General features: G+C 69.4%; 22 protein-coding genes and 4 pseudogenes. 9 read left to right on the top strand and 17 right to left on the bottom strand.

The genetic code is table 11. From position 1 onward, the window contains the following. Positions 1-365 precede the first annotated feature (365 nt). Complete coding sequence (locus tag EAO71_RS32835; RefSeq protein WP_147981473.1) at positions 366-953, bottom strand: hypothetical protein; 588 nt, start codon at positions 951-953, stop codon at positions 366-368. 329 nt (positions 954-1,282) lie between these two features. Here EAO71_RS32835 and EAO71_RS32830 point away from each other — a divergent pair, with 329 nt between their 5' ends. After that, complete coding sequence (locus EAO71_RS32830; protein WP_147981472.1) at positions 1,283-1,735, top strand: phospholipase; 453 nt, start codon at positions 1,283-1,285, stop codon at positions 1,733-1,735. Between the two features lie 155 nt (positions 1,736-1,890). On the opposite strand, the gene EAO71_RS32825 is transcribed toward EAO71_RS32830, so the two are convergent. After that, positions 1,891-2,175, bottom strand: coding sequence for a hypothetical protein (locus EAO71_RS32825; RefSeq protein WP_147981471.1), 285 nt, complete (start codon positions 2,173-2,175; stop codon positions 1,891-1,893). A gap of 216 nt (positions 2,176-2,391) precedes the next feature. Then, on the bottom strand, positions 2,392-2,934 hold the full coding sequence (locus EAO71_RS32820; protein ID WP_261992460.1) for a hypothetical protein: 543 nt from the start codon (positions 2,932-2,934) through the stop codon (positions 2,392-2,394). 270 nt (positions 2,935-3,204) lie between these two features. Between EAO71_RS32820 and EAO71_RS37995 the strand changes: the two genes are divergently transcribed. Both EAO71_RS37995 and EAO71_RS32815 read left to right on the top strand, forming a co-directional pair. Then, positions 3,205-3,396 (top strand): hypothetical protein, encoded by a 192-nt coding sequence (locus tag EAO71_RS37995; protein ID WP_187282922.1) that lies wholly within the window; start codon positions 3,205-3,207, stop codon positions 3,394-3,396. Next, positions 3,393-3,884 (top strand): SRPBCC family protein, encoded by a 492-nt coding sequence (locus tag EAO71_RS32815; RefSeq protein ID WP_147981474.1) that lies wholly within the window; start codon positions 3,393-3,395, stop codon positions 3,882-3,884. The genes EAO71_RS37995 and EAO71_RS32815 overlap by 4 nt, the downstream gene beginning before the upstream one ends. Positions 3,885-4,162: 278 nt before the next feature. Here the strand turns inward: EAO71_RS32815 and EAO71_RS32805 are convergent. Next, a pseudogene (locus tag EAO71_RS32805) lies at positions 4,163-4,502 on the bottom strand (barstar family protein). A 160-nt stretch (positions 4,503-4,662) separates the two neighbouring features. After that, the gene (locus EAO71_RS37990) at positions 4,663-4,815 is read right to left on the bottom strand and encodes a hypothetical protein (protein ID WP_187282921.1); all 153 of its coding nucleotides are present in this window, start codon (positions 4,813-4,815) and stop codon (positions 4,663-4,665) included. A gap of 68 nt (positions 4,816-4,883) precedes the next feature. Here EAO71_RS37990 and EAO71_RS32800 point away from each other — a divergent pair, with 68 nt between their 5' ends. After that, complete coding sequence (locus EAO71_RS32800; RefSeq protein ID WP_147981470.1) at positions 4,884-5,072, top strand: hypothetical protein; 189 nt, start codon at positions 4,884-4,886, stop codon at positions 5,070-5,072. Positions 5,073-5,210: 138 nt separating this feature from the next. On the opposite strand, the gene EAO71_RS32795 is transcribed toward EAO71_RS32800, so the two are convergent. Beyond that, positions 5,211-5,624 (bottom strand): TraR/DksA family transcriptional regulator, encoded by a 414-nt coding sequence (locus tag EAO71_RS32795; protein WP_147981469.1) that lies wholly within the window; start codon positions 5,622-5,624, stop codon positions 5,211-5,213. A 247-nt stretch (positions 5,625-5,871) separates the two neighbouring features. On the opposite strand from EAO71_RS32795, the gene EAO71_RS40195 reads away from it, so the two are divergent. Continuing rightward, on the top strand, positions 5,872-6,201 hold the full coding sequence (locus EAO71_RS40195) for a DUF6228 family protein (RefSeq protein ID WP_222723607.1): 330 nt from the start codon (positions 5,872-5,874) through the stop codon (positions 6,199-6,201). Positions 6,202-6,808: 607 nt separating this feature from the next. On the opposite strand, the gene EAO71_RS32785 is transcribed toward EAO71_RS40195, so the two are convergent. Beyond that, positions 6,809-7,021 (bottom strand): hypothetical protein, encoded by a 213-nt coding sequence (locus EAO71_RS32785; RefSeq protein ID WP_147981468.1) that lies wholly within the window; start codon positions 7,019-7,021, stop codon positions 6,809-6,811. A gap of 591 nt (positions 7,022-7,612) precedes the next feature. Between EAO71_RS32785 and EAO71_RS32780 the strand changes: the two genes are divergently transcribed. Then, positions 7,613-9,388 carry an endonuclease/exonuclease/phosphatase family protein gene (locus EAO71_RS32780; protein WP_147981467.1) on the top strand — a complete coding sequence of 592 codons (1,776 nt, stop codon included), beginning with the start codon at positions 7,613-7,615 and terminating at the stop codon, positions 9,386-9,388. A gap of 452 nt (positions 9,389-9,840) precedes the next feature. Next, positions 9,841-10,101, top strand: a pseudogene (locus EAO71_RS32775) (transposase); the annotation flags it as partial. 147 nt (positions 10,102-10,248) lie between these two features. Here the strand turns inward: EAO71_RS32775 and EAO71_RS32770 are convergent. The 3 genes and pseudogenes from EAO71_RS32770 to EAO71_RS32755 all read right to left on the bottom strand — a co-directional run. Beyond that, positions 10,249-10,672: pseudogene (locus EAO71_RS32770) on the bottom strand (HD domain-containing protein); the annotation flags it as partial. A 121-nt stretch (positions 10,673-10,793) separates the two neighbouring features. Next, on the bottom strand, positions 10,794-11,003 hold the full coding sequence (locus EAO71_RS40190; protein WP_410094221.1) for a transposase: 210 nt from the start codon (positions 11,001-11,003) through the stop codon (positions 10,794-10,796). A 71-nt stretch (positions 11,004-11,074) separates the two neighbouring features. Beyond that, a complete protein-coding gene (locus tag EAO71_RS32755) occupies positions 11,075-11,728 on the bottom strand; it encodes a TetR/AcrR family transcriptional regulator (protein WP_147981465.1) in 654 nt (217 codons plus the stop codon). A 236-nt stretch (positions 11,729-11,964) separates the two neighbouring features. Between EAO71_RS32755 and EAO71_RS32750 the strand changes: the two genes are divergently transcribed. Then, positions 11,965-12,363, top strand: a complete 399-nt coding sequence (locus tag EAO71_RS32750) for a VOC family protein (protein WP_147981464.1) — start codon at positions 11,965-11,967, stop codon at positions 12,361-12,363. A 795-nt stretch (positions 12,364-13,158) separates the two neighbouring features. Here the strand turns inward: EAO71_RS32750 and EAO71_RS32740 are convergent. The 7 genes and pseudogenes from EAO71_RS32740 to EAO71_RS32705 all read right to left on the bottom strand — a co-directional run. Beyond that, positions 13,159-13,830, bottom strand: coding sequence for a hypothetical protein (locus tag EAO71_RS32740; RefSeq protein ID WP_147981463.1), 672 nt, complete (start codon positions 13,828-13,830; stop codon positions 13,159-13,161). A gap of 509 nt (positions 13,831-14,339) precedes the next feature. Then, positions 14,340-15,086, bottom strand: coding sequence for a peptidoglycan recognition protein family protein (locus EAO71_RS32730; protein WP_147981461.1), 747 nt, complete (start codon positions 15,084-15,086; stop codon positions 14,340-14,342). Positions 15,087-15,505: 419 nt separating this feature from the next. Then, the gene (locus tag EAO71_RS32725) at positions 15,506-16,015 is read right to left on the bottom strand and encodes a hypothetical protein (RefSeq protein WP_147981460.1); all 510 of its coding nucleotides are present in this window, start codon (positions 16,013-16,015) and stop codon (positions 15,506-15,508) included. 168 nt (positions 16,016-16,183) lie between these two features. Next, positions 16,184-17,356: an alanine racemase gene (alr, locus tag EAO71_RS32720; RefSeq protein ID WP_147981459.1), complete on the bottom strand. Its 1,173-nt coding sequence runs from the start codon at positions 17,354-17,356 to the stop codon at positions 16,184-16,186. A gap of 39 nt (positions 17,357-17,395) precedes the next feature. Beyond that, positions 17,396-18,388, bottom strand: a complete 993-nt coding sequence (locus tag EAO71_RS32715; RefSeq protein ID WP_147981458.1) for a peptidoglycan-binding protein — start codon at positions 18,386-18,388, stop codon at positions 17,396-17,398. A 182-nt stretch (positions 18,389-18,570) separates the two neighbouring features. Beyond that, positions 18,571-20,106, bottom strand: a complete 1,536-nt coding sequence (locus EAO71_RS32710; RefSeq protein ID WP_147981457.1) for a PucR family transcriptional regulator — start codon at positions 20,104-20,106, stop codon at positions 18,571-18,573. A 455-nt stretch (positions 20,107-20,561) separates the two neighbouring features. After that, a pseudogene (locus EAO71_RS32705) lies at positions 20,562-21,824 on the bottom strand (glycoside hydrolase family 10 protein); the annotation flags it as partial. A gap of 427 nt (positions 21,825-22,251) precedes the next feature. Here EAO71_RS32705 and EAO71_RS32700 point away from each other — a divergent pair. After that, on the top strand, positions 22,252-23,883 hold the full coding sequence (locus tag EAO71_RS32700; RefSeq protein WP_147981455.1) for a peptide ABC transporter substrate-binding protein: 1,632 nt from the start codon (positions 22,252-22,254) through the stop codon (positions 23,881-23,883). Positions 23,884-23,912 lie beyond the last annotated feature (29 nt).

Genomic DNA, 23,912 nt, shown 5'->3' with positions numbered 1-23,912 from the left:
GCTCGACGGCGGCCCCGCGCACCCACCACACCACCGGCCCCGCGCGGCGCGGGCCCGCCGTCGAGCGGGCCATCGTGAAGGGGTGGTCCGCTTCGGGGCGCCGTCCATGACCAGTGTGCGTGGTGGGCCGTGACGTGAGGCAAGCCTCTCGACGAGCTGGTGGGGGTCGATGTCCTGCGACAGGAACTGGACCGAGCTCGGTTCGGTGCGCCGGGTGGGATCAGGGGACGAGGGTGAACGGCTCGGGTCGGCTCCCGGCACGCAGTCGGTGTTCGGCGGGGTCTTCGGTTCAGGGCGACGAGGACGGCTCGCGGGACAGCCCCGGGAGCGGTTGCGCGTGCGGAGTGAGCGCGTGGCAGGAGGTCTCAGCTGCGCCATCTGGCCACGAAGTCGCCGTAGCCCGGCAAGTAGGGCGCGGGAACGATCTCCTGGCTCGGGCGGCCGTTGAGCCAGCACACCTGGACCGTGTCGCTCTCGGTGTCGAGCAGGCAGGCCACTCCGCCGCTCGCGACGGTGGGGTCTGTGAACGTCGCCCTGACGCTTGCGGACCGCTCGAACAGCCTGCTCATCCGCGAGGTGGCCGCGGTGAACTCCAGCGACGCGAAATCCGGGTGCCGCTCGGGTGCGAGCGTCACCGTGAGGTAGATGTAGCCGAGGGCGACGCGTCCGAACTCATCGCACTCCGTACGGGAGTCCTCGCAGTACGCGCGTACCGCGTCGTCGCCGCTGAACGTGATCGAGGTGTCGAGCTGGAAGCCACTGCCTGACGAGCAGTCGACCGGTTCGCTCTCGAAGTGAGACGTGAAGGGGACGACGACCTGGTCGCCGCCGGGCAAGGTGACCGTCAGCGGGGGTACCCGGCGGTCTTCCGGCGCCAGCTTCGCGAGCTCGACCAGGGCGCCGGCGACGTTCCGCGCAGGCGTGATGATCTCGTAGCTGTAATCGAGCCCCATGCGTGCCGTCCCTCTGTAGACCGAGACGAACCTTCCCATGAAGTGCCCGGGCGGGGTCCGGGTATTTTCCGGAGCCTGCGCGGCCCTGTGCCGTCGGGGGAGGTACTCGAAGTCTCAAGCATCGCGGCCCCTGCGTGAAGATCCAGCGGGGCAAGGACATGACGCGCCCTGTCCGCTCCGCCCGATCCGTCCGCTCCGGCGGGCCGGTCCCGCCGACATCTCCCCGCGAGCTCCAAGCGCCAAGGTCTATACAAACGCTGTTGCCTCGTCAATCATCTTGTCATGTACCTGCGGCCCGTCGGTGGGCCGCAGTCTCCTGGAGGTGTGGGATGCACCAAAGACTTACCCTCGGCCTGTCCGCCTCGGCTATTGCCCTGGTCACCACCGTCGCCACCGCCACCGTCGCCACGGCTGCCCCTGCCGACAAGCCCCAGGTGCTCTCCAGTTGGACGCAGACCAGCGCGTCGAGCTACAACCTCTGGGTCGCCGCCCGAGCCAATCAGGGCGCCTGGTCCGCCTACGCCTTCGACTGGTCGACCGACTACTGCTCCACCTCACCGGACAACCCCCTCGGCTTCCCCTTCTCGACGTCGTGCGCCCGACACGACTTCGCCTACCGCAACTACAAGGCCGCCGGCACCTTCGACGCCAACAAATCCCGTCTGGACAGCGCCCTGTACGAGGACCTCAAGCGTGTGTGCCTCAACTACAGCGGGGCCACGAAGACGACGTGCAACAGCACGGCGTGGACCTATTACCAGGCGGTCAAGGCCTTCGGCTGATCGACCGGTGCCACGACGCCACGCCCCACCAACGCCTGCCCGGCTGGTCCGCCGACGGAAGCAGGAGGGACGCGTCTGGCGCGAAGGCCAGCTCCCCTTCCCCGGCCCGTCCGTCAGGCCCCAGGTGAAGAACGCCAGGAGGCCCGTGGTGACCATCAGTACGACGAATCGACGGCCTCTCCGGCGGCGCCCATCGTGAACATCACGGAATGCGGTGCCACTTCACTGCCGCATCGACCCGGATCACGCCATGGGTGTATGTCCAGGAGCTGGGCAGACCGCTCGCCGCCTTCGTCACCGTCGAAGCGCCGGGCCCGGACGTAACACCGCCGGACGTTGTCGATGCCCGAGGTTCCCGACACGACGGAGAACCTCATGCCCCATCGCCGCAACAACAGCAGGACCGTCAGGCGCAGCACCGTCTGGCGGTCCTGCGCCACGCCGAGGAAGTCACCGGGAACGTCTCCCAGGCGTCGTGGTGAGTGCAGTCGCGGGTGTCAGTGCTGCCCGGCAGAGTACCGGGCATGATCGACGGCTTGGAGCGCATCGACCGGGCGGCCATGGGCACGCCTACGGGCCGGCCGGTGATGTTCAGCAATGGCTGCGCGACATGGCCTGGCCCGACGCCTTCACCCGCGKCTGCACCAACGGACGGATCACCCAGAACCTGGCAGGTACTCCTTCATACAGGCCTGGTCGTATGCCGTCAGCGTGATCATGCTTTCCTCCTTGGCGGCTTCGTACTTTGCGTCGATGGTCCAGCCGCGCTGCTTGAGGACCGCGAGGGCGTCGCCGATCACACCGTCCAGGGTTTCGTGCTCCCTCAAGCCTCCGGACTGCTGCCATTCGCGTGCACGGAGCGCGCCCACCACCGCTTTGAAACGGGCGAAGTCCAGCGGAGCCGCCTCGTCTCCGATGGCCCTGAACGCGACGGCACACGAGGGCGGCGACCCGGCCGGAGCGTCCTCGAACGTCCTGGCGTAGTCCGGTGCGTTCTCCGGAACGCCCGCGTCGGCGGCTGAGGTATCGAGGTCGGCGCGCACGACGTCCTTCGTGAGCGGCCCGGTGCCCGCGGGCCGCGGCGACGCCGACCGGGCAGCCGACGCCGGAGCGGCGGCTGCGCCGCTGCCGGTGTCACTCGTTTCGCAGCTCGTGGCTCCGAGCGCGATGACCGCCACCGCCACGGCGGCCCTCTTCATCCTGCCCATCATTACCCCCTCCCAGCTCGCAGGGGTCATCCACCTCCCGCGATCAAGGCAGGAGTGTGTCACGGCGTGCCGACGAGCAGCCCGCCGGCCCTCCCTGATGGAGCCACTGGCTTCTTCCGCCGGCACCCACGTCCAGATGCGGCCGCCCCTTGGAGTGTCCGCACCACAGAGGGTGAGCCAGTGTCCGAGCGAGGGAGGCACCGGATCGTTGACTCGACGGGTACAGGTAGCGATGTGCCCGGACTCCCGTGGCCTCACATCGTGGACCGCGTCGCCGGCACCGTCACCGGCTACGACGAGGTCGGTGGCCGCCCCCTTCGACAGGCGTACTACCGGCTCGCCTCACCGAACCTGATCCCGCCCCCCGCGCTCCTGCACGAGAGGGAGCAGGAGATCACCGACACTCTGGTGGAGTTGCCCGTTCACTCAGGAACCTGGAGGGCTCCGCCGTGAAGTACACCGTCTCGATCAAGATCGCCCTTCCGCGGGAGAGGGTGGCCCAGCTGCTCGCCGACCCGGCACACCTGCCGAAGTGGCTGCGGGGCCTGGTGCTGCACGAGCCGCTGAGCGGGGTGCACGGGCAGGTCGGTACCAAGTCGCGGGTCGTGATGCAGATGGGGCAGCAGAAGTTCGAGGGCACCGAGACGATCACCCGCCGGGAACCGGCAGACCTGCACGGCATCCCGAAAGGAAGCGTCGTTCACTTCGACCGCGAGATTGTCGGCGAGGGCATGTGGAGCGCCGTGCGCGACCGGCTGACCGAGGCCGGTCCGGAGACGACGCTCTGGGTGAGCGAGAACGAGTACCGGTTCAGCGGCTTGCTGATGCGGCTGGTAGGGCTCCTGATGCCCGGCACCTTCCGCAAGCAGTCGCAACAGCACATGCAGGACTTCAAGGAATTCGCCGAGCAAGGAAAGGACGTCCGCGAAGCGAAGGGCTGATCTGCCTGCGGACAGCGGCGTCGACAACGTCGCGACGAGGACATCCGCACCTCGTCGCGAACACCAACGACTGGCCAGCCTCCGCGCGAACCCGCAGCCGCGTCGGCGGACGCTCGCCCGAGCTCACCAAGGACCAGGTCGCACCCGCCCAGCAGCTCCACGACGCCCGCGAGAAGAGCATCCAACAGATCGCCGACCTGTTCGGCGTGCCCCGATCGACGGTGTCGGGCACCTCGACAAGTCCGAGACCGCGCCCCGCCGGCCGAGGAAGGCCCCGGTCACGAAGCCCAGACTGCTCGTTTGCGGCTGGTGACACTCGGGCCACGGCCGGCGCGGGCTTCCGCAGACCTGGCGACCATGCGTTCCGTGTTCGTCGGATGACAGCGGGCCGGCCACATGTCGAGCTGCCGGGCGGTCTCGGGACGCCCGAGATGCTGGCGAGAGGCTTCGTGATCACGCCACTCGATCACAAAGTTGCCGTCGTCCGGTGTTCCGAAACCGCCGCGGAGACAGCCAGCGAAGGCGTCGAGGTTCCGGCCGAAGTAGCCGCCGCAGCCGATGCTCTCGCCGGCGCCGCCAGAAGTCCTCCAGCGTCCTGACCGGGCTGCCGTCCAGCACATCCTCACCGTCAACCCGCGGGGATGGTCCCACCCTGCGTGCGCTGCTCGGCCCGTCGGCGATGTATGCGGGGTGCGAGGGTCGGGATCCTGCGTCTGGCGCGCCGCAAGGACCATCTGGACCGGGTCAACCGCCAGCTCAGCGAGCTCTATGGCCCGCTCTATGCACAGTCGGAGGCCGTGGACCAGGCGTGGCGCAAGTTCGCCGCGAGGGGCGGGAACGTGTGGGCCGCGTTGGCGCCCGTCACCGCGGAGCAGGCCGCGACCTGGCGGCTGTGGATGTCGACGGTCTTCATGCCACTCAACCGGCGCATGGTCGAGACGGTCGTCTCCCATGCCGATCTGCTGCGCGAGGACACGATCCCGGAGCCCCTGAGCCCACGTGCCCTGCTACGAGCCGATCGTCGCCCGCTGGCAGGAAGACGGGTTCGACTCCGTCCGGGTGGACGAGCACGTGTCCGTCGCAGGCAACTTCCCGTGGCGGGAGCTGGACGACTACCTGCGGACCTCCTCCGAGTCGCTGAAGCGCGAGCAGGCGCGCCTGCTCGCGCAGATGCACCGCCTCCGCTGAAGACGACGCGGCCTCACGGGTCGCTCGGCGGACGGCGTCCGACGTCAGCCCGGCCGCCGGACACTGGGCGGACGCACCGAACAGGGGCCGGACAGGTGCGGGACGGGTGCCGGAGGTGGTCCTCCACACGGGCCGGCGTCAGGCGGTGCGCCGGSSCCGGCGCCGGTCGGACTGCGCGCAGCGGAGACAGGTGGTGGCGGCCGGACGGACCTCCAGCCGTTCCGGCGGGATCGCCGTGCCGCAGTCCTCGCACCGTCCGTACCGTCCCTGTTCGAGCCGGTCCAACGCCTGGTCCAGTTCGCGCAGGTGGTCGCGCGTCTGCGCCATGAGGGCGGCCACGTGGGCCCGCTCGAAGGCGGTGCTGCCGCCGTCGGGGTCGTGCTCGTCGTCGACCGCGACGAGGCTGTTGGCCGCGACGATCTCGTCGAAGTCGCGGCTCAGTGCCGCGGCGCGCGCGAGGGTGTCGGCGCGGTCGGCAGCCAGGCGTGCGCGGACGGTCGACGAGTCGGACGGACCGGGCTCGTTTTCGCAGTGGCGGGATGTCTCACCCATGCTGCGAGAACGCCGGGGAGCGGTCTTCCGATTCCCCCCGCCCGTGCCGTCGCTCACTCGCCGCCCGTACGGCGACACGCGATCGTCGGCCGGGCGGCCGGTGGGGCGGCCCATGATCGGCTCCTGAAAGTGAAGCAGTTTTCCGCTGAGACCGGGACCAGTCGAACAGCCGGACATACGTCGACGGCGTCTCCGGGCTACGAACAACGAGCTCGGACCATGGAGGAGCGCGAGGTCGCCTTCGCCGGTGGAGGCGGTGGCGGATGGGCTGCACGCGCGACGTGAGTCAGTGAGTATCTCGGTGTGGGAGAGCGCCGGAGACCTGACCGAGTTCCTGGATGGTCTGGCGGAGGACTTCCGGGGTTGGCAAGGGGAAGGACGTGGTGACCGATCGGCTCGTCCTGACGGCGACATCCCAGGCTGGCGGCCAGGTTCAGCTTCGACCGGATCTGCGCTCCGGGGCTTCGCTGAGGATTCGCGGGAGTGTTCTGCGACGACGACCCGCGCCATGCCGCCGATGCGCGGGCGGCTCCGGGAGCCCCCGTCCGTCGTCGGTCCCGACCGGCTCCTGCGCTGAGACGGTGGCCGTGGCGTGCGCGCGCGGTCAGCCAGGACGGCTTTCCCCGTAGGCCGCGAAGACCTCACTGACCTCCCCGATCCCGCCCGTGGGATGGTCCGCATCGTCCTGGACATCGCGGTCCGCTCCCCATGGGGCCGGCCCCAGTGGATCACTGGTGATCCAGAAGGCGAAGACGTCCTTGCCGCCGGCGCGTCGGTAGGGCAGCTGTCCGTCGTCTACGTGGCCAACCGCCTCAGCCGGAACCTGTTCGTCCTGGGCATCGTCTGGCTCGGACGGCCACACCCGCCGGGACGGTGCGGAGGGGAGGGATTGGCGTGCTGTCGTCCTGCGTCCAGAGCCGTGCATCGGGAGCGAAGCCTCGAAGTGCATGTGGAGGCACGGCCGATGGGCACAGGTGCGGTGTCGGCGCGCCTCTGGGCCGCAGAGTTCACGGACTCTCGCCCGAGCAGGAGGATCCGCTCGGCGAGCTGGACCTGAACGTCGTAGCCGGCCAAGGTGCCGGCGGGCGTCGTGCACGCACCTTCCCCCCGGCGCGGGGAAACCGGGGGGCCAGGCCTCCGACCTGCTGGGCCGAGCGTCGCTGTCGGGGCCCTGTGCCGACGTGTCAGGGGCCGACGCAGTTGCCGCTGCAGCCATCGCGGGCTATCGCGAGAACGGCGCCCAGCATGAGGATGACGAGGATCACGATGAGCACGTGGATGAAGTCTCGCCGAATGTAGTGGTTGTCCTCGTTGGGTGGCTTCGGAGTGCTGTGCTCCTGGCTGCCACCGCCGCCCGCGGGCTCGGCACCGGGCCGGTCGTCTCCTGCTGTCGCCATCGGTCCCCCACCGTCGTCGCCCCTGTTGTGAGAACACGGCATCGGGCCTGCTCGGTCAAGCCCCGTTCACTGCCGGCTTGGCCCTGACGGCCCGCCAGCTCCCGCCCGGGCATTACCGAACATGCCCTGCGCTCGCACCTCTCACACGCGTGAAACGCCGAAGCCACAGGGTGGTGACGCCCCGCCAGGTCCCTGCACGCACCGGGAAGGCCAAGCGGTCACTCGTCTGCACTGCCAGGACTGCAAGGGGCTCCTGCGTTCCCGTGGTACGTAGGGCGGACCGCCCCTTCCCGCCTTTCGAGCACCTTCGTGGTCCGACGCCGGTATGTGGACGAGTGATCCCAAGTCCGGGAACACGGACGGAGCGTCAGGATCATTGTGTGGATGAGGCGGGACGCCCTCAGGGCGAGGGTTTGTGGCGCGGTGGAACCTGAGGGCCCGAGGTGCGCTGCGTGCAGAGCGGCCCGGCATCGCGCGGAGCTGCGACTAGACTTGCCGATCTTGTTGACTGTCCGCTCGAACGCGTGGCCGAACCTGGCGCGATAGCGGTGCTCCGGCTCGCGGGCGGGCTCGAAGGGGAGGGAAGCTGCCATGCTGAGACGCAGGGCATTCACGATGCTGCTCGCACTACTGGTCACACTCGGGGTCGTGCAGCCGGCCGCGGCGGACTCGCCATCGCCGAGCACGGCACCAGTGGTGCGGTTTCTGAGCTACAACATCTGTGGAAACAGCATTGAGACCAGGGACTGTTCGCTCACCCGTGAGGTGACGGAGCGGCGCGAGAAGGTGGTGGCTGAGGCCCGCGCTTGGAAGGCGGACCTGGTCTTTCTCCAGGAAGTCTGCCGCCAGCAGTACGACGCCGTGGCCGGAGCTCTCGCGGCAGACGGTTACACCGGGTACTTCGTCTCCACCCTCGACAAGCGTCCAGGGCTGTGCCTGATGGGCGGCGTGACAGGCGACTACGGCATCGCCGTCTTCGCCAAGGGCGCCATCACCGGCGGCACGGGGGTGCCGATCAACCCGGACGACGGCTACACCTCCACTTACTCCGGCCCCGAGAAGTGGTATGCGGCCTGTGTGGAGGCCAGGATCCAGTTCATCAAGACCCGAGCCTGCTCCGTGCACCTCTTTCCCCAGTATGCGAAGGACTCGCAGGGCAACCCCATCCCGCAGGACATCAACGCCCGTCAGGCGAAGAACCTGGCCGCGCATCCGTGGCTGAACGCTGGCACACCTGTGGTTCTGGGCGGAGACTTCAACCCCGTGAACCGCAACGGCGGGGGCAGGGCCCAGTCGCCGAGGTCCTCGGACCTCGACCCGTTCTACCGGCCCGCCCTGGGGGGAACGGGCCGGTTCATCGAAGCCGACGAGACGGACAGCGACTACTTCGACGCCGGCTGCAAGACCGACCCGCTGCCGGTGAGCTGCCGGTCGGGAGAGTTCACTCACCGCTCATGGAGCGCCGGGACCGAGGCAAAGCTCGACTACATCTTCGTGGACGCCGCTCGCTTCAAGAATGTCGTGGCTGACCCACAGCTCCGCGACAGCCGGATCTCGGACCACTACCCCTATCGCGGAGCAGCCACGTTCAGCCACTGCAACGGCGAGGCAGACGGCAAGGCCGACATGCTGCGTCGCGACGCATCGGGAGACCTGTGGCGGCACTTCGGCCGCGCGGACGGCAGCCTCGCCGCTGATCCCTGCAAGGTCGGTGCCGGCTGGTCGATCATGAACCGCATCGTGAGGGCCGGGGACGTCGACAAGGACGGGGACGAGGACCTGTACGGGATCGACGGTGCCGGCGATCTCTACTTCTACCCGGGCGACCCCACGGAACTGTTCTTCGCCGCCCCTCGCAAGGTCGGCTCGGGCTGGGGAGCGGTGGACACTCTGGTTGCGAACCCAGACATGGACGGCGACGCCAACCCCGACCTGATCGCCCGGTTCACCGACGGCAAGGTCTACCGCGTCCCCACCAAGCCCGACGGCTTCCCTCACCCGAAGGTCGAGATCGCGGCCGGGTGGCAGATCTACGACACGGTTCTCGCTCCGGGAAACATCGGCGGCGACAGCAGCCCCGATGTCCTCGCCCGGAACTCCGCCGGTGAGCTGTTCCTCCACACCGGCAAGCCCGACGGCACGCTCAACGGGCCGGCCAAGATCGGCTGGGGCTGGAACATCTACAACACCGTCCTCGCACCCGGAGACGTCAACGGTGACGGCAAGCCCGACCTGTTGGCCCGTAAGCCGAGCGGAGACCTCTACCTCTACGCAGGAACCGGCGATGCCACCGAGCCGTTCATCAACCCGACCTCGGATGCGGACCGAGCTGGATGGGGCTTCCCCGCCGGCGACCTGATCTTCTAACCGGACCCGCATCGGCCGCGTCGGGCTGCAACGAACGATGACAGCCCCGACGTCGTGACCGGGCGGCCATACGTCCGGCTGGCCCCAACGCCAGCGCCCATCACACGTGGTGCCCCCGTCTGCCGGGACTCTTCGAGACCTGGACCGGGGGCACCGTCGTACGCGCCTTCGCCTTCCCGACCTTCACGAGCTGCGGGACCGCGGAGTCCTGGACGCGAACCGCCTGCCCGCCCCTGGCCGGCGCCGTGACCTCGGCGCCGGCGGACGCCCGACCTTCAGTAGCTGGTTCCTGGCCGCGGTGAGATCAGCGGGAAGCGGCAGGGCCGCCTTGCGTAACTGATCGATTCAGAATGAGTTGAGCTGCGGGCCTTGTGTTCGACGATCTTGGTCGACAGTGTGTCCGGGGGTGCGAACTGATGTTGTTTCTGACGAGCTCTGGGAGCGGGTGGCCCCGCTGCTGCCGCAAACCACGGCGCCTGTACGCCGACCGGGGCTACGACTTCGACAAGTACCGCCGCCGCCTGCTGTGGAAGCGCGGCATCAAACCCCTGATCGCCCGACGCGGCGTCGCCCACGGCTCCGGCCTGGGCAAAGTGCGCTGGGTGGTCGAGCGCACCTTCGCCTGGCTGCACCGGTTCAAACGGCTCCGCACCCGCTACGAACGACGCACCGATCTCCATCACGGGCTGCTCGAACTGACCTGCAGCCTCATATCGGGACCGGCTGCGGTTCGTAGAAGGTTCCGTCGCGGAGCATCGCGAAGAGGACGTCGGCCCGTCGTCATTCGGGCGGTGCTGCAGCGGAGCTTTTGTAGAGTCGCCAGCACTTGAGGATCGCCATGACGCGTTTGCCGAGGTTGCCTGGGTGAGGCTGTAGCCCTGCTCCCCGTACTCCACCGCCTGCACCAGGCACTCCAGCCTGTCGGCGTCGCGGGCGACGGTCACCTCCGGGGTTTCGTCGGCCTCGTACTCGTCGACCGGCCCCTGCACCCCGGCACGTACGGCTGGGTGGGCGTTGGCCACCTGGTCGGCGGTCACCTCGCCGTTCGGGGCGGCCTTTGTGCACTTCCGGTCGTTGAGGGATGTCCCCGACCCGCGTCTCCTGGCTGTCGTGGAACAAGCACATCAGCGCGACTCGGGCCGGGTCGACGCCCTCCATCATTGCGAGCACCGAGCCGATCACCCCGACACGGAAGGAATGCTCCGCCACGGACTCGGGCTGTTTGTTGCCCGTGAACCACCAGCCGGTCCGTGCGACGCGCTTGCTTGCCGCGATGGGTCGGATTCGGTCCGGTCAAGGGCTCCCCTTTTGCCGCCCGCAGACTGACGGAGTCGATCGCGCAGCGCGACCAGTCCGGCTCACCCCGCGCCCTGAATCCGTCGAGGATCACGCGATGGAGCTGGGCTCAGACCCGGTCCCGGCTCCGGTGGGCGAAGTGGCGGTAGACCGTGGGCCAGGCCTGCCCGAATGCCGGCGGCAGCCGCCGCCACGTGCAGCGCGACGTCGCCACGACGGTGATCGCTCCCAGGACCTCACGACCCCGGCCCGGCGCCGGCCGCCGCCCTGCGGATGTGTCACCACCCTCGGCCGCACCGAAACAACACCCGCAACTCATCCGGCACCAGACGCTCAACCAGATCCGTCATTCACGGAACAACGACTGATCAAGCCACGCGAAACGACCTCTCATGCGATGGCGTAGCGGGCGAGGGCTGGTTCGAGCATGTCGAAGGCGGTGGCCCCTTCTGTGGTGATGGTTTCGGCGATCTCCTGGGCGGGGACCTCGGCCAGGGTGAGGTCCTGGATGCGCTGAAACAGGATGCGGTGGACGGAGCTGAGCAGTCCGGCGGCCGTCTGAACGGTGATGTCGCTCTCTGGGCTGCCGACGGCTGCGGCGAGAGCGTTGGCCAGAGCCCGTTCGCGACGGTCATGCAGGCCACGCAAGCAGCTCGACAGGGCTGGACTGTCGGCGACCATGCGGGCGAAGTCGACGCCGGAGAAGCCGGACACCGGATCGGCGGCCGCGGCGGCGTCCGCGAAACCGCGGCGCAGCGCCGCCAGGGCGGATTCGCCTGGTCGACGAGTGGTCACCTGATGGGCCAAGGCGTCGACGAAGGCGTCCTGATGGTCCAGGGCCAGATCCTCCTTGCGAGGGAAGTAGTTGGTCACTGTCTTCTTGGCGACGCGAGCGGCGTCCGCGATCTCGGAGATGGTGGTCCGCTCGAAGCCTTGGGCGAGGAACAGGCGGGTGGCGTGGTCCGAGATGAGCTGCCGGGTCTCCTGCTTCTTCGTTTCCCGCAGGCCGACAGGCTGCGCCGGCGAGGTGATGTCAGTAGCCATGACGCAATCTTACCTCCGTAGCATTTATACGTTGACACCTCGCTCACTCTTGGGCTAACTTTACGTCCGTTGTAATTTTACGCCCATGCGATCCTGACCCTTCAACGTCTGCTGCATCCCCAGCAAGGCCTGCCTCGGCGGTGGGCCATGCACCCGCACCTCCACCGACGACCACCCCGACCGCGCCCCTATCGCCAGCGGCGACAGGTCGCGAGCCATCCCAGAGGAGCACCACCTTGCGCATCACCGCATCCACCGTCTCGCTCACCGTGGACGACGTCGCCGCCTCCAGGCGGTTCTTCACCAGTCACCTCGGCTACACCGAGCAGGCCGCCGCTGACGGATTCGCCTCCCTGACGCGCGACGATGCCGCCGTCGACGTCGTCCTGCTCGCACGTGGCAACGAAGTCCTGCCGGCCGACCAGCGTGAGCAGCACGCCTCCGGCCTGATCCTCGCCTTCACCACCACCGACATCGAACTCGAGGAAAACCGACTGCGCGCCGAGGACGTCGACATCACCATGTCGCTGCGCGAGGAACCCTGGGGAGAACGCCTCTTCCAGATCACCGACCCCAACGGCGTCATCGTCCAGTTCGTCGAGTGGGCCACCCCAGCCCGAACCGAGGAAGCCTGACATTCAACTGCACGAAGGCAACGCGCCTATGCCCGCCCACGTCCGCGTGGTGGTCCTCCGTCCGCTGGTCACGTCACCGAACATTGCCGTGGGCGAGTACACATGCAACGACGCCCCGGGCAGCGTCACGGACTTCGAGCACCGCAACGTCCTTCACGCCCATGGGCCGGAGCCGCTCACCATCGCCAAGTACTGCGCAATCGCCTAGGGAAGCCCATTCCTGATGGCCGGCGCCGAGCGCCGACGAGGGGCGTCGACATACCCGTTGACCACGTTCGGCCACCGCAGGGCCGAACAGGCACTGGACATCGTCACCGCCATGCCCGGCCGCAATGATTCCCGGCCCGCGTCCTCGCGCGGCTCGGCCACGCCTGCTGGGTGCCTACGCGGCCGGTGGAGAAGCAAGCGAGGGCGATGCTCCGTGCTGGAGGTCGCTGCAGGAGAGGGGTTGGGGGGTGCCAGCCGCCGTCCGATGGCAGGTCGGCACCGCCTTGTCCGCACCGTGTCGGATGCCCGGCCGGGGTGCCCTGGGTGTGCGGCCGTCCGGGTGGTGCGGGTGCCGATCGCGGCTGTGTCACTCTGCCTCGGCATTCGAACAGACAGAGCCTGCCGGTCAGGCACCTGCGGCCGCCAGGCGACCGGCTTTGGCGCGGGGAGAGGTGACAACGGTTTGATCAGCGACCACGGTCCGTCAGAGACGTTCCTCAGTCAGGGTTTTCCTGTTGGGCACGAACGGACCGGCGAGCATCCGAGCCGACAGCCACACCGTCAACAGGTCTGTGAGGACCCATCTGGTCAGGAACCCATGTGTGCAGGGCGGGTGGGTGTTGCCGTGCACGACTGGGTGCCGGCGTCGCCGAGGTGGAAGGGCTTGTGGGAGGTGGTGGTGCCGTGTCGCAGTGTCAGCAGGACCTCGCCTTTGGTGTAGTCCGGGAACCACATGGCGTACAGGGTGCGCGCGCCGTTGGCCAGCGTGCCGATCTTCAGGATCTTCACCGACGTGCCGCTGCAGGACGCGCCGATGACCTGCTGATGGTCGGCCGCGAAGATCCGGCCCCAGCCGTGCGCGAACGATGTGAAGAGGGGGCTGACCCCTTGTCGCTTGGCGACAGCCGGATCGTACGGATGCGTTGCACAGGTCTGATAGAAGACCATGTCGCCGGCCACCGACGCCTGGCAGAGCCGGTGGTCACCCGTTTCCCAGGCATAGGCCGCGCTTCCGTCCGGCCATGCCTCGATCAGCAGGTGCCCCGCCGGGCCAGGCGCGTCGCCCTTGAACGCCGTCGCTTTCACGAGTGCTGTACGCGTCCGTTCCACGACCTCCGCCCGGGTGACCGGCGGTGAAGGTGCCGCCGACGTGGACGGCGCGCTGACAGGCGGGCGGCCGGTGTCCTTCGAGCAGCCCGTCAGGACGGTCGTGGCCATCACCGTCGCGGCGACAGCGATCCGAAACAGAGATCGCACCATTCCTCCCCCATGCCGATCATGTTCACGGCGATGGAAGAATCCCACCGACTCCGACGGCTCGGCAAGCGACAAGCTGTTGCCCGACAGAGCTCCTTGGCCCTCTCCGCGGCGAGCGGGTGGACCGAGGGTTGAGGCACCGTGAAGGGTGGCCACTACACGAAGGACCTGATGGGTGCAGTCATCGGCGCGCAACCGAGAATCCGCCCATCTTCAGCAGCGTTGAGCAGGGCCCAGTACGGTGAGCCCCGCCTGCGCCGGTTGGGGCTGCATCGGGACGTGCGGAAGATCCGCCGGGACTGGCCGCCGGGATCGGTGACGACCTGCACGTTCACGCCGCGGCGTCGGTGCTTGTGGGAGTAGTCGGCCGTCTGCAGGCGTGGTGTCAGGGCGGGCAGGGCACCCCCGTCGGATCGCGCTCCGTCAGCAGACGGCGGCGCCCCCGAGCCATGACGGTCTCGGGGGCGCCGTGTCGGGTGAGCCACGCGTTCCGTGGAGCGCGCAGGCCGTGGCTACGACGGGGCGAACGCGGCGTTCCAGGTGGCAGGCCCGACGACACCGTCGACCGTCAGCGCCTTGCGCGACTGGAAACCACGGCAGGCCGCGTCGGAGCCCGGTCCGTACCGGCCGTCCACGGTGAGGGAGTAGCCGTGCGCGCTGTTCATCCGGAGTTGCCAGGTCGCCACGCTCGCGTGCGCGAGGCTCGGGGGTTGGCGGAAGCTGACCCCGGGATAAGGCAGGGGGCCGCCCCCGGGGTTGACCGCGCCGGTGACCACGTGCGCGTACACGTTGCCCGGGCAGGTGGTGGAGTGGTGGTCGCGGTGACCCGTGATGGCCGGCGCGGCCCCGCCCGAGCTGCGCAGGCGGGTGATTCCGTACCGGATGGCGTCGATCAGCTCCGGTGTGATCACGTCGTAGTCGCCGCCGGTTCCGCCGGTCAGCGCACAGACCGCGTACCAGTCGTCGTTCCCCTGTGTCGTGCCCTGTGCCGCGGTGCGCACGTACTCGCCGCGTCCCTCGAAGAGGGAGCCGTGGACGCAGGCCAGGTGGCTGTAGGCGATGTCGGACCAGCCGTTCGCATCCATGTGGAAGTTCTGGATGGACCGCACCTGAGCCGCGCAGTCGGTGTGGTGGGCCTCCGCCACCTTGACGGCGTCGACGTGGTGGATGACCACACCGCCCTGCTGCGGGGTGATGGTGCCGCTGACCTCCAGTGGCGCCAGGGCGCCCCACTGGGCGCGGGTGACGAACGTGGCCATCAGCTCCTGCCTCCTCGGCCCATGGCGCAGCCGACGGCTGCGTTCGACGGCTCGGCGTGGGCGTTCCGGCCGGCCGCCGAGCCGTCTGCCGCGTCGCTCCGACGCCGGCGGGTCGTGAGGGGGTCCGTGTCGCTCCTCGTCGAAGGGCCCGCGGCGTGGGCTGTTCCGGCGTGGACGGCGGGCAGTGCGAGCGCGCCGCCGACTGCGGCGAGCAGTGCGGCGCGGCGTGAGGGTCCTCTGGTCAACGGTCCTCCTGCTGGAGTGGGTGAGGTGGGTGGTTCCGGGCGCGGCGACCGCTCCCGGAACGCGTGGCACGCGGGCGGGGCCCGCCCGCCGGCGAACGGGGTGTCCGACAGCGGGCAGGTGGCGGGTTCGCCCGCCGATCTGCCGCGTGCGCGTCAGGCGGACGGAGGACGCGGTCAGCAGCCGCCGCAGTTGTAGAAGGTCACGTCCCAGTGGTTGCCTTCGTCGGCGTAGACGTTCCCGGCGCCGGACTGCCACTGCGGGGCCCCGTCACCGCGCAGGCCGATGTAGGTGAAGTTGTTCTGGATGTACGTGGCCAGGCACTTGGCCTTGGCGAAGTCGAGCTTGTAGCCGTTCCAGTGGGAGTACGTGCCGCTCGCGTGCCCCGTCTCCGTGCCGCCCGTGATGTTGAGGGCACAGGCGCTCGCGCGCTTGAGGGTCTGCGCGCCCTGGGCGGTGGCGAGGTTGAGCTGCTCGAAGGACGTGCAGGTGGGGTCGTTCCGGTCGGAACAGTTCCCGGAGGACGACCAGGTGATCCCGGAGGCGTTGAACATCGACGTGGCGGTAGCGTGACTGATCTTGGTGACGGCGTGGGCGTCGACGGTGGTGGTGAGAACGCCGAATCCGGGAGCGAACAGCGCTCCGGTGACGAGTGCCAGCGCGGTCATGACGGACCGGATCTTCATGCTGATCTCCTGGGTGAGGGGGAACGGTCCTTCGGCGCGGATGCCCCGCGGGAAGGACGGATCTGGGGTTCGGCGAACTCGGCGACGGCTTGGCAGCGTCCGTCGTCCTCGGTGCCGTGACGGGTAAGGCACGCGCGTGGGCGGTGTCGAGGGTGCCCCGTCCGAGGGTCAGGGCGCGGGGTGTTCGTCCCCGCCGTTCGCGTACACACGGGGAACGCGCGTCCCGATCCGGGTGACGATGTCGTACACGAGGGTGCCGGCCGCCTCGGCCCAGTCCTGGGCCGTCGGTTCGCCCCGGCTTCCGGGTCCGAACAGGACGGCGGGCGAGCCCGGCTCCGGAGCGTCGCCGCCGAGGTCGACCATGAACTGGTCCATGGCTACCTGCCCGGCCACCTGGCGGATGTCGTCCCCGACGAGAACGGGGCCGCGGCCCGAGGCGTGCCGGGGGATCCCGTCCGCGTACCCGAGGGGGATCAGTCCCACGGTCGTCTCGTCCTCGGTGACATGGTGTCGTCCGTACGAGACGCCGTGGCCGCCCGGCAGGCGCTTCACCAGCGCCATGCTCGCCTTCAGCGACATCGCCGGCCGCAGGCCGAGGCGGGCGGACGTGCCGATGGCGGGGCCGGGCGAGAGTCCGTACAGGGCGACGCCCGTCCGGACCAGGTCGAAGTGGGCCTCGGGGAGGGTCAGGGTCGCTGCCGAGTTGGCGATGTGCCGGACCTCGGGCTCGACTCCTGCCCTCTCCGCCTGTTCGACCATCGAGCGGAAGACGTCCACCTGCGTGGCGTTCAAGGGATGGCCGGGTACGTCGGCGCAGGCCAGATGCGACCAGATACCGGTGACCTCGACCAGGCCGTCCCCCTGCGCGTCCAGCGCCTCGCCGACGAGCCGGGGCCAGTCCGCGGGCTGACAGCCGTTGCGGCCCAGCCCCGTGTCCGCCTTGAGCTGGATGCGGGCGGTCCTCCCCGTGGCCCGAGCCGCCGCGCGTACCTCGTCGAGGGCCCACAGGGCGCTCACCGACATGTCGAGCCCGGCCTCGATTCCGCGATCCCACGGATCGCCCGGGGCCCACAGCCAGCACAGTACGGGTACGTCGGTGATGCCCGCGGACCGCAGCGCGAGTGCCTCGTGAGGCGTGGCCGTGCCCAGCCAGGAGGCACCGGCGGCGAGTGCCGCCCGGGCACAGCGCAGGGCGCCGTGACCGTAGCCGTCGGCTTTGACCACGGCCATCAGCTGGACGTGGGGTGCGATGCCGGCGCGGAGCACCCGGATGTTGTGGCGCACCGCGTCCAGGTCGATCTCCGCGCAGGCCCGGCGGTGAGGCGTGGTTTCCGTGGTCACTGGCGCTCCCTTCGAGAGGTGGGCCCGGCTCCCCCGGAGTCAGGAGGTGCAGCCGGTCGCGGGAAGGGTCCACGGAGACGGCGGAATGACACCGTCGTACAGGGCGAGCAGCAGCTGCTGGGGACAGACGGACACGCCCTGCCGGAAGATCCCGAAGTGGAGATGGGGGCCGGTGGAGTTGCCCGTGTTGCCCGTGTGGGCGACCAGCTGACCGGCTGTCACGCGGGCTCCGTTCCCCACGTCGCGGCTGTCGAGATGGCAGTACTGGTAGCTGACGCCGTCGTCGCCGTCGATCGCCACGCCGAGGCCGCAGGAGTCGCTGGGTCCGCCGTTGAGGCGGGCGGTGCCGGACGTGATGGCGTAGGCGGGCGTACCCGTCTCGACCGCGATGTCGGCGGCCGGGTAGTCGTGGTGCGGCCACACGAGGCTTTCGCGACCGTCGAAGACAGCCGTACGGGGGATGACGAAGGCGTACGTTCCCAGCGGGCCGGATCCGGGGGGCGAGCCGAGCAGATGCTGCCAGGTCGTGATGCCCACCGCCGTGCCGCCGGTGAGCTGGTGCTGCGTCTTGTAGTCCAGGACCGCGGCGCTCGTCTGCTCCCCGAAGACACCGTCGGCGGCGAGGACGTAGCCGTGCTTTCGCAGCTGGAACTGCAGGGCGCGGACGGCGTTCGCCTGGGTGGAACCGGGGGCGACGGGGACCACGAGCCTGCTCCAGGTGGCCGGGCCGGCGATCCCGTCGGCCGCGAGCCCCTGGCTCTGCTGGTAGGAGATCACTGCGCTTCTGGTCTGTGCGTCGTACTCGGCGTTGGCGGTGATGCTTCCCCCCTGCTGGCGCAGGAGGAACTGCAGGCTGGCGACGTCGTTCCCGGTCGCTCCCTTCTGCAGCAGCGGCCAGTCCGGAACGGCGGCCTGGGCCGGGACCGCGGAGAGCAGCCCGAGAAGCAGGACGGCGATGAGCGTGGATACCACGGTTCGCGTGTCCCGGTGGAGGGAACGGTGCGTGGCGGAGACGGCGGGTGCTGAGACCATGGACGGTCCTCTCTGCTCGTACGGTTGCCGGCCTCGGGGACCTCGACGCGGACGGGTTCTCCGGGAGGACGGAGCGTCGTGGCCGCTCGCGGGGAGCGTGGCCGGCAGGCGTACGGTAAGAACCGGGCCGACTGTCTTGAAATGGACGGGATGTCGATCCGGCCGCAGAGCGCTTGGACTGTTTATCCCTGTGGGGGGATGGTGTTCCGGTATCTCTGCTGATGGGGGAGGGGTGTTCCCACCGCGCGTGCCGTCAGGGCCAGCCACAGGTCGACCCGGTCTTCGGCGCGGTCCTGCTGCCTTCCCGTCAGTCTGGCCACCTTCTCGATGCGGTTCTGGACGGTGTGCCGGTGCAGGCCGAGCAGGGACGAGGTCTCGGCCCAGGAGCCGTTCGTTTCGAGCCAGACCCGTAGGGTTTCGATGAGCTCCCCTCCGGGGTCCGCCGCGTCGAGCGGTGCCAGGACGGTGTCGGCGAACGCGGCCAGTGTCGCGGGACTTCCGAGACCGAGCAGGAGCCTGACGGACCCGGCCTCGGAGGCGCTGACAGGACGCCCCAGCTCCGTGCTGGAGGAGAGGAGGGCGATCGCCTGGCGCATGGAGAGGGCCGCGTGCTGGGGGGCGACCGCCGGTCCGATCCCCGCCGGACGGCCCGGCGCGAAGCGGCGGAGCACCGCCGACGTGTCCAGGTCTTCCGAGACGACCATCTCCACCCTGCCGCCGGTCACGCGTGCCAGTCCTCCCGGCACTGCCAGAGCGAGGTCCGCCGCGAGCTCCACCGGCTCGCCGGCGGCGAGCACGGCCACGGCCCGGATGGTGGAGGAGGGAACGTCGGCGCTCTGCAGCAGGGACCGGGCCTGTTCGGCCGTGATGTCGCTCTGGAACAGTCGGGCGAGAAGGGCCGCGCGGCGACGGCGTTGTGGCTCGTCCGCCAGGTGGCGGCGCTCCAGTTCGACCGAGAGCAGGGAGACCAGGACGCTGATGAGCAACCGGGCTTCCGCCGAGTCCGCGTTCAGCAGGATGAGGAAGCCGCGCAGCCTGGTGGTGCCGAGTGGCTGCACCACCAGTCTTCCGCAGGGCAGGTCGACGCCGCCGCTTCCCCGGAGGCCGTGCAGAGCGACCGTCTCGATCACCGGGGCGGCGTTCGTCAGGAGCTCCGGTCCGTCGGTCCCGGCCGAGCCGAGCAGGCGTCCTGAGGCATCGCAGACGGCGACGCCCGAGTGCACCGCCTGGAACCAGGACGAGAGCAGTCCTGTCAGTCCGTCGCCGGAGGCCGCTGCGGAGGACAGGCGGCGCTGGGTGCGAAGGGTCTTCTCCAGCAGACGTCGTTCCTCGGACGCGCGCGCCGCGAACACGGCCTTGGTGACGGCGGCGAACGCGACGCCCGGCGGCGCCGCGAGCACGGGCATCCCGGCCAGTTCGGCATGGTGGCCCAAGGCGGCCGGCACGCTCTGCAGGYGAAGACCCGGGCCCACGCCCACGATGAGGGCGGCTGCCTTACCGGCACTGAGCTCTTCTACGTACGCCGCACAGTCGCTCTCGTCGGCCGACAGCAGCAGACCGCTGGTCATCACCACTTCGGCGCCTTCGAGCCAGGACGCGGGACGGATGTTCTCGGTGGCGTGCGCTGCCTCGACGACCCGGCCGAGTCCCGAACTCCCCGCCACCAGGCGGAGCCTAAGGGAGGGTATGGCCAACAGATCGCGAACGGTGAGAGGCATGGGACGCATGGTCCACGAAGAGGTCCCGCCTGTCGACCATATGTCCAGGGCCGGTTCGAAGACCGTCCGGCGGAAGCGGGCAGGTCACCGACCGTCCCCGGCGTCAGGGGCGGTCGGTCCTGAGCGGCGCTGTCAGCGCGCGGGGCGTGACAACCTGCCGTGACGCTGGACGCGGTCCACGGCTGCCACCGCGTACCAGCATCCGGCCGGAGCCCCGGCATCGTGGTAGGTGGTCCGCCTCCCGCCGGGGACCACCGCGATCAGAGTGCCTCGTCCGGCCTCAGGATGATGGCCGGGTACGCCGGAAAGCGGTGGATCGCGTATCGGAAGGGGCTGTGGCCGCTGTCCTGCGCACCGGCGGAGACGCGCAGGACGGCAGCACCCGTGGAGGATTCCCGCTCGACCTTCACGACGGGCCGGACCGGGCGGGGGCGGCTGTCCAGACGGGCCGGCAGCGGGCCCAGCACCGGCTCCTGCCAGTGGGCCAGCCGCATGGCGGCGAAGTCCCCGACGGGATCCGTCCGGACGTCCTTGGCGCTGAAGAACAGGTCGCCGCCGATCTCGGGAAGCGTGGCGTCGAGCGTCAGGTGGCGCGAGAGTTCCTTGCCGTCCTGCCAGGGCGCCGGCTGTCCTGCCGCCCCGGACTTGTAGACCGCCTGCCCGATCCACAGCTCGGTGTCCGTGTCCCTGACCACCTCGGCCCACCACGGTGCGAGGACGCCGTAGTCGGCCACCGGCAGACCGATGTGCCAGTACACCTGAGGCGCGATGTAGTCCAGCCAGCCCTGCTTCACCCAGCCCCGGGTGTCCGCGTGCAGACCGTCGTACGACTGGAAGGCGGCGGTTCGTGACCCGCGCGGATCCGTCGTGGCATTGCGCCAGACGCCGAAAGGGCTGATGCCGAAGAGGGCGTTCGGCCGGGCGGCGCGTACGGCGTCCCGCATCTCACGGACCATGAGGTCCACGTTCGCGCGACGCCAGGCGGCCTTGTCCGGGTAACCCGTCCCGTGCTCCCGGAACGTCTCCTCGTCGGGGAAGTCCGAGTCCGCTGCCGGATACGGGTAGAAGTAGTCGTCGAAGTGCACGCCGTCGATGTCGTAGCGCCGGACCGCGTCGAGCATGGCTTCCTGACAGAAGCGCCGGGCGGCGGGAACCCCGGGGTCGTAGTAGAGCTTGCCGCCGTAGGAACGGGTCCACTCCGGATGCGTGCGGGCCGGGTGCCGGGGGTCGAGCGCGGACGGGTCCGCCTGCATCGACACCCGGTAGGGGTTGAACCACGCGTGGAAGGCGAGGCCCCGCTGGTGGGCCGTCTCGACCATGAAGGCCAACGGGTCGTATTGCGGATCCCTCCCCTGCGTACCGGTGAGCCACTGCGACCAGGGTTCGAAGGGCGAGGGCCAGAACGCGTCGGCTGTCGGCCGGATCTGCACGAACAGGGCGTTGAAGCCCAGGACGAGGGCGTCGTCCGCCAGCCGCACGAACTCCGCCCGCTGCGCGGCGGGGTCGAGGCCCGGGCGGGACGGCCAGTCGATGTTGACTACGGACGCGATCCAGACCCCTCGCATCTGCCTCCTGAAGCCGGGGCCGGAGGGCACGGCGGCGTGAGCCGCGACGGGGGCGAATGCCGTGGTGCAGCCGGCCGCGGCGAGGGCGGTGAGCACGGCTCGGCGGTCGAGGGCAGAACGGAGCGATGAACCGGTTGCGTCGTTCGATGACATGGCTTCCTCCGCGGTGGAAGGGACTTCGGCCTGAGCGAGGGACGGTGCCGCATCGGGCGTCGAGGAGGGTCCGGACGGTGGGGCGCGGGGCGCGTGGCTTCCGCACGCGAGTAACGCACGTAACTATGGCCGTTCGACGGCTCCATATGTATCTTCTGTTTCAGATCCAGAGGCTTCCGTCGCATGACGGGACGCACGCCGTCGAACGCGCGGACCGGCGTCGGCTCCCGGCGCGGAGTCCGCGGACCGGACGCTGCGCCCAGCCATGCTCCGCCCGAAGGGCGCGAGCGGGAAACGACCTGATGTCCACGGAGCCGAAAGGAGCTTGGACATTCCGTCGATCGCCCGTCCGTCCGTCGGATACCTACCGTGTCGCCCTGCCTCACTCCACGAGCTGCCCGTCAGGGCCGCGAGCCGCCTTCCCGAAATGAGCACAGCGCACATGAACACCGCCCGCTCCACCGTCCTGGCGGCATCCGTCGCCCTCACCCTCACCCTGGTCGCCACGGCCTGCGGACCGGCGCAGTCGACGAAGCCGGACAACGCCTCCCACAAGCCCGGCGGCGCCTACTCGGTCGCGCTGACGGAACCGGACCACCTCCTGCCAGGGCGGACCACCAGCAGCTACTCCCTGCAGGTTCTGCAGGGGCTTTTCGACCCGCCCACCTCCCTCGACCCGGAGCACGGCACCGTCAAGCCGCTCGCCGCCCTCTCCTGGGTCACCGACGACAACGTCGTCTGGACCGTCACGTTCAGATCCGGCACCACCTTCCACAACGGCGAGAAGGTCACGGCCGGCAGTTTCGCGGACGCGTGGAACGCCGCCGCCTACGGGCCGAACGGCTGGGACAGCAACTACTACTTCGCCCAGATCAAGGGATACGACGCGCTCAACCCGACGGAGGAGGGAGCCAAGCCGACCGCCCGGACCCTGTCAGGACTCAAGGTCGTCGACGAGAAGACCCTGCAGGTCACCCTGAAGGCGCCCTTCGGCCAGTTCCCCATGCTGCTGTCCTTCCCGGCCTTCGCCCCCCTTCCCAAGGCGGCCGTCGCCACGCCGGACACCTTCGACACCGCGCCGGTCGGCAACGGCCCCTACCAGCTCGACGGACCTTGGGAGCGCAACCAGAGGATCAAGCTCAAGAAGTTCGCCGCGTACCGCGGGCCCCGCCAAGCCATGGCCGACCGCGTCGACTTCAAGATCTACACGAGCCGTGAGACCGCCTTCACCGAACTGCAGGCCGGCAACGTGGACATCCTGACGACGGTCCCGGCCGCCAACTCGGCGCAGGCCAAGCGCCTCTTCGGCGACCGCTTCTCCATACGCCCCAGCGGAACCATGGACTACCTCGGTCTGCCCGTGAAGGACCCCCGATTCGCCGACCCCCGAGTCCGCAAAGCCATCTCCATGGCCATCGACCGCCAGGGCATCACCCAGGCCATCTACAACGGCGTCTACAAGCCCGCCACCTCGATCGTGGGCGAGATGATCCCCGGACACCGTCCCGGAGCGTGCGGCCGGACCTGCGCCTACGACCCGGCCGCCGCCAAGAAGCTGCTCGACGAGGCCGGAGGCTTCGACGGCACGCTGGAGCTCTACTTCTCCAACGCCGACGCCACCTACGAACAGTGGATGACCTCCGTCGCCAATCAGCTCAAGGACAACCTCGGCATCAAGGACGTCAAGTTCCGCAAGATGGCCCCCGCCGACCTGTCCTCGCTGCTCAACGAGGGACGTAACAAGGGGCCCTTCCGCCAGAACTGGGTGATCGACTACCCCAGCATCCAGAACTACCTCGACGGCCTCTACTACCCCGGCAACCGGTCCGGCTGGAGCAACCGCGAGTTCGACGCGCTCGTGGCGAAGGGCAACGCCGCCGAGGGAACCGAAGCCGTCGCGGCCTACCAGCAGGCGGAGGACATCGTGCTGCGCGACCTGCCGTACATCCCGCTGTGGAACTGGCAGGACCAGTCGGCGTGGAGCGACCGGATCGGGAACGTCGTCATCGACTCCTACGCCGCCGGCCTCCACCTGGACAGCGTCACCGTCAACGACTGAGGCCGTCACCCACCCTCTGCCGGCGCTCC

The organism is Streptomyces sp. MS191 (assembly GCF_008042125.1).
In the GTDB taxonomy this organism is placed as follows: domain Bacteria; phylum Actinomycetota; class Actinomycetes; order Streptomycetales; family Streptomycetaceae; genus Streptomyces.
The sequence above is the reverse complement of the archived record's forward strand: the minus strand, read 5'-3'. Positions and strand labels throughout refer to the sequence as shown.

Bases quoted from the DNA above. Each gene is read 5' to 3' on its own strand.
- EAO71_RS32835 (WP_147981473.1), bottom strand. From the start codon at position 953: ATGGGGCTCGATTACAGCTACGAGATCATCACGCCTGCGCGGAACGTC.
- EAO71_RS32830 (WP_147981472.1), top strand. From the start codon at position 1,283: ATGCACCAAAGACTTACCCTCGGCCTGTCCGCCTCGGCTATTGCCCTG.
- EAO71_RS32820 (WP_261992460.1), bottom strand. From the start codon at position 2,934: ATGAAGAGGGCCGCCGTGGCGGTGGCGGTCATCGCGCTCGGAGCCACG.
- EAO71_RS37990 (WP_187282921.1), bottom strand. From the start codon at position 4,815: ATGCGCCGGTTGAGTGGCATGAAGACCGTCGACATCCACAGCCGCCAG.
- EAO71_RS32785 (WP_147981468.1), bottom strand. From the start codon at position 7,021: ATGGCGACAGCAGGAGACGACCGGCCCGGTGCCGAGCCCGCGGGCGGC.
- EAO71_RS32780 (WP_147981467.1), top strand. From the start codon at position 7,613: ATGCTGAGACGCAGGGCATTCACGATGCTGCTCGCACTACTGGTCACA.
- EAO71_RS40190 (WP_410094221.1), bottom strand. From the start codon at position 11,003: ATGAGTTGCGGGTGTTGTTTCGGTGCGGCCGAGGGTGGTGACACATCC.
- EAO71_RS32755 (WP_147981465.1), bottom strand. From the start codon at position 11,728: ATGGCTACTGACATCACCTCGCCGGCGCAGCCTGTCGGCCTGCGGGAA.
- EAO71_RS32740 (WP_147981463.1), bottom strand. From the start codon at position 13,830: ATGGTGCGATCTCTGTTTCGGATCGCTGTCGCCGCGACGGTGATGGCC.
- EAO71_RS32730 (WP_147981461.1), bottom strand. From the start codon at position 15,086: ATGGCCACGTTCGTCACCCGCGCCCAGTGGGGCGCCCTGGCGCCACTG.
- EAO71_RS32725 (WP_147981460.1), bottom strand. From the start codon at position 16,015: ATGAAGATCCGGTCCGTCATGACCGCGCTGGCACTCGTCACCGGAGCG.
- EAO71_RS32715 (WP_147981458.1), bottom strand. From the start codon at position 18,388: ATGGTCTCAGCACCCGCCGTCTCCGCCACGCACCGTTCCCTCCACCGG.
- EAO71_RS32700 (WP_147981455.1), top strand. From the start codon at position 22,252: ATGAGCACAGCGCACATGAACACCGCCCGCTCCACCGTCCTGGCGGCA.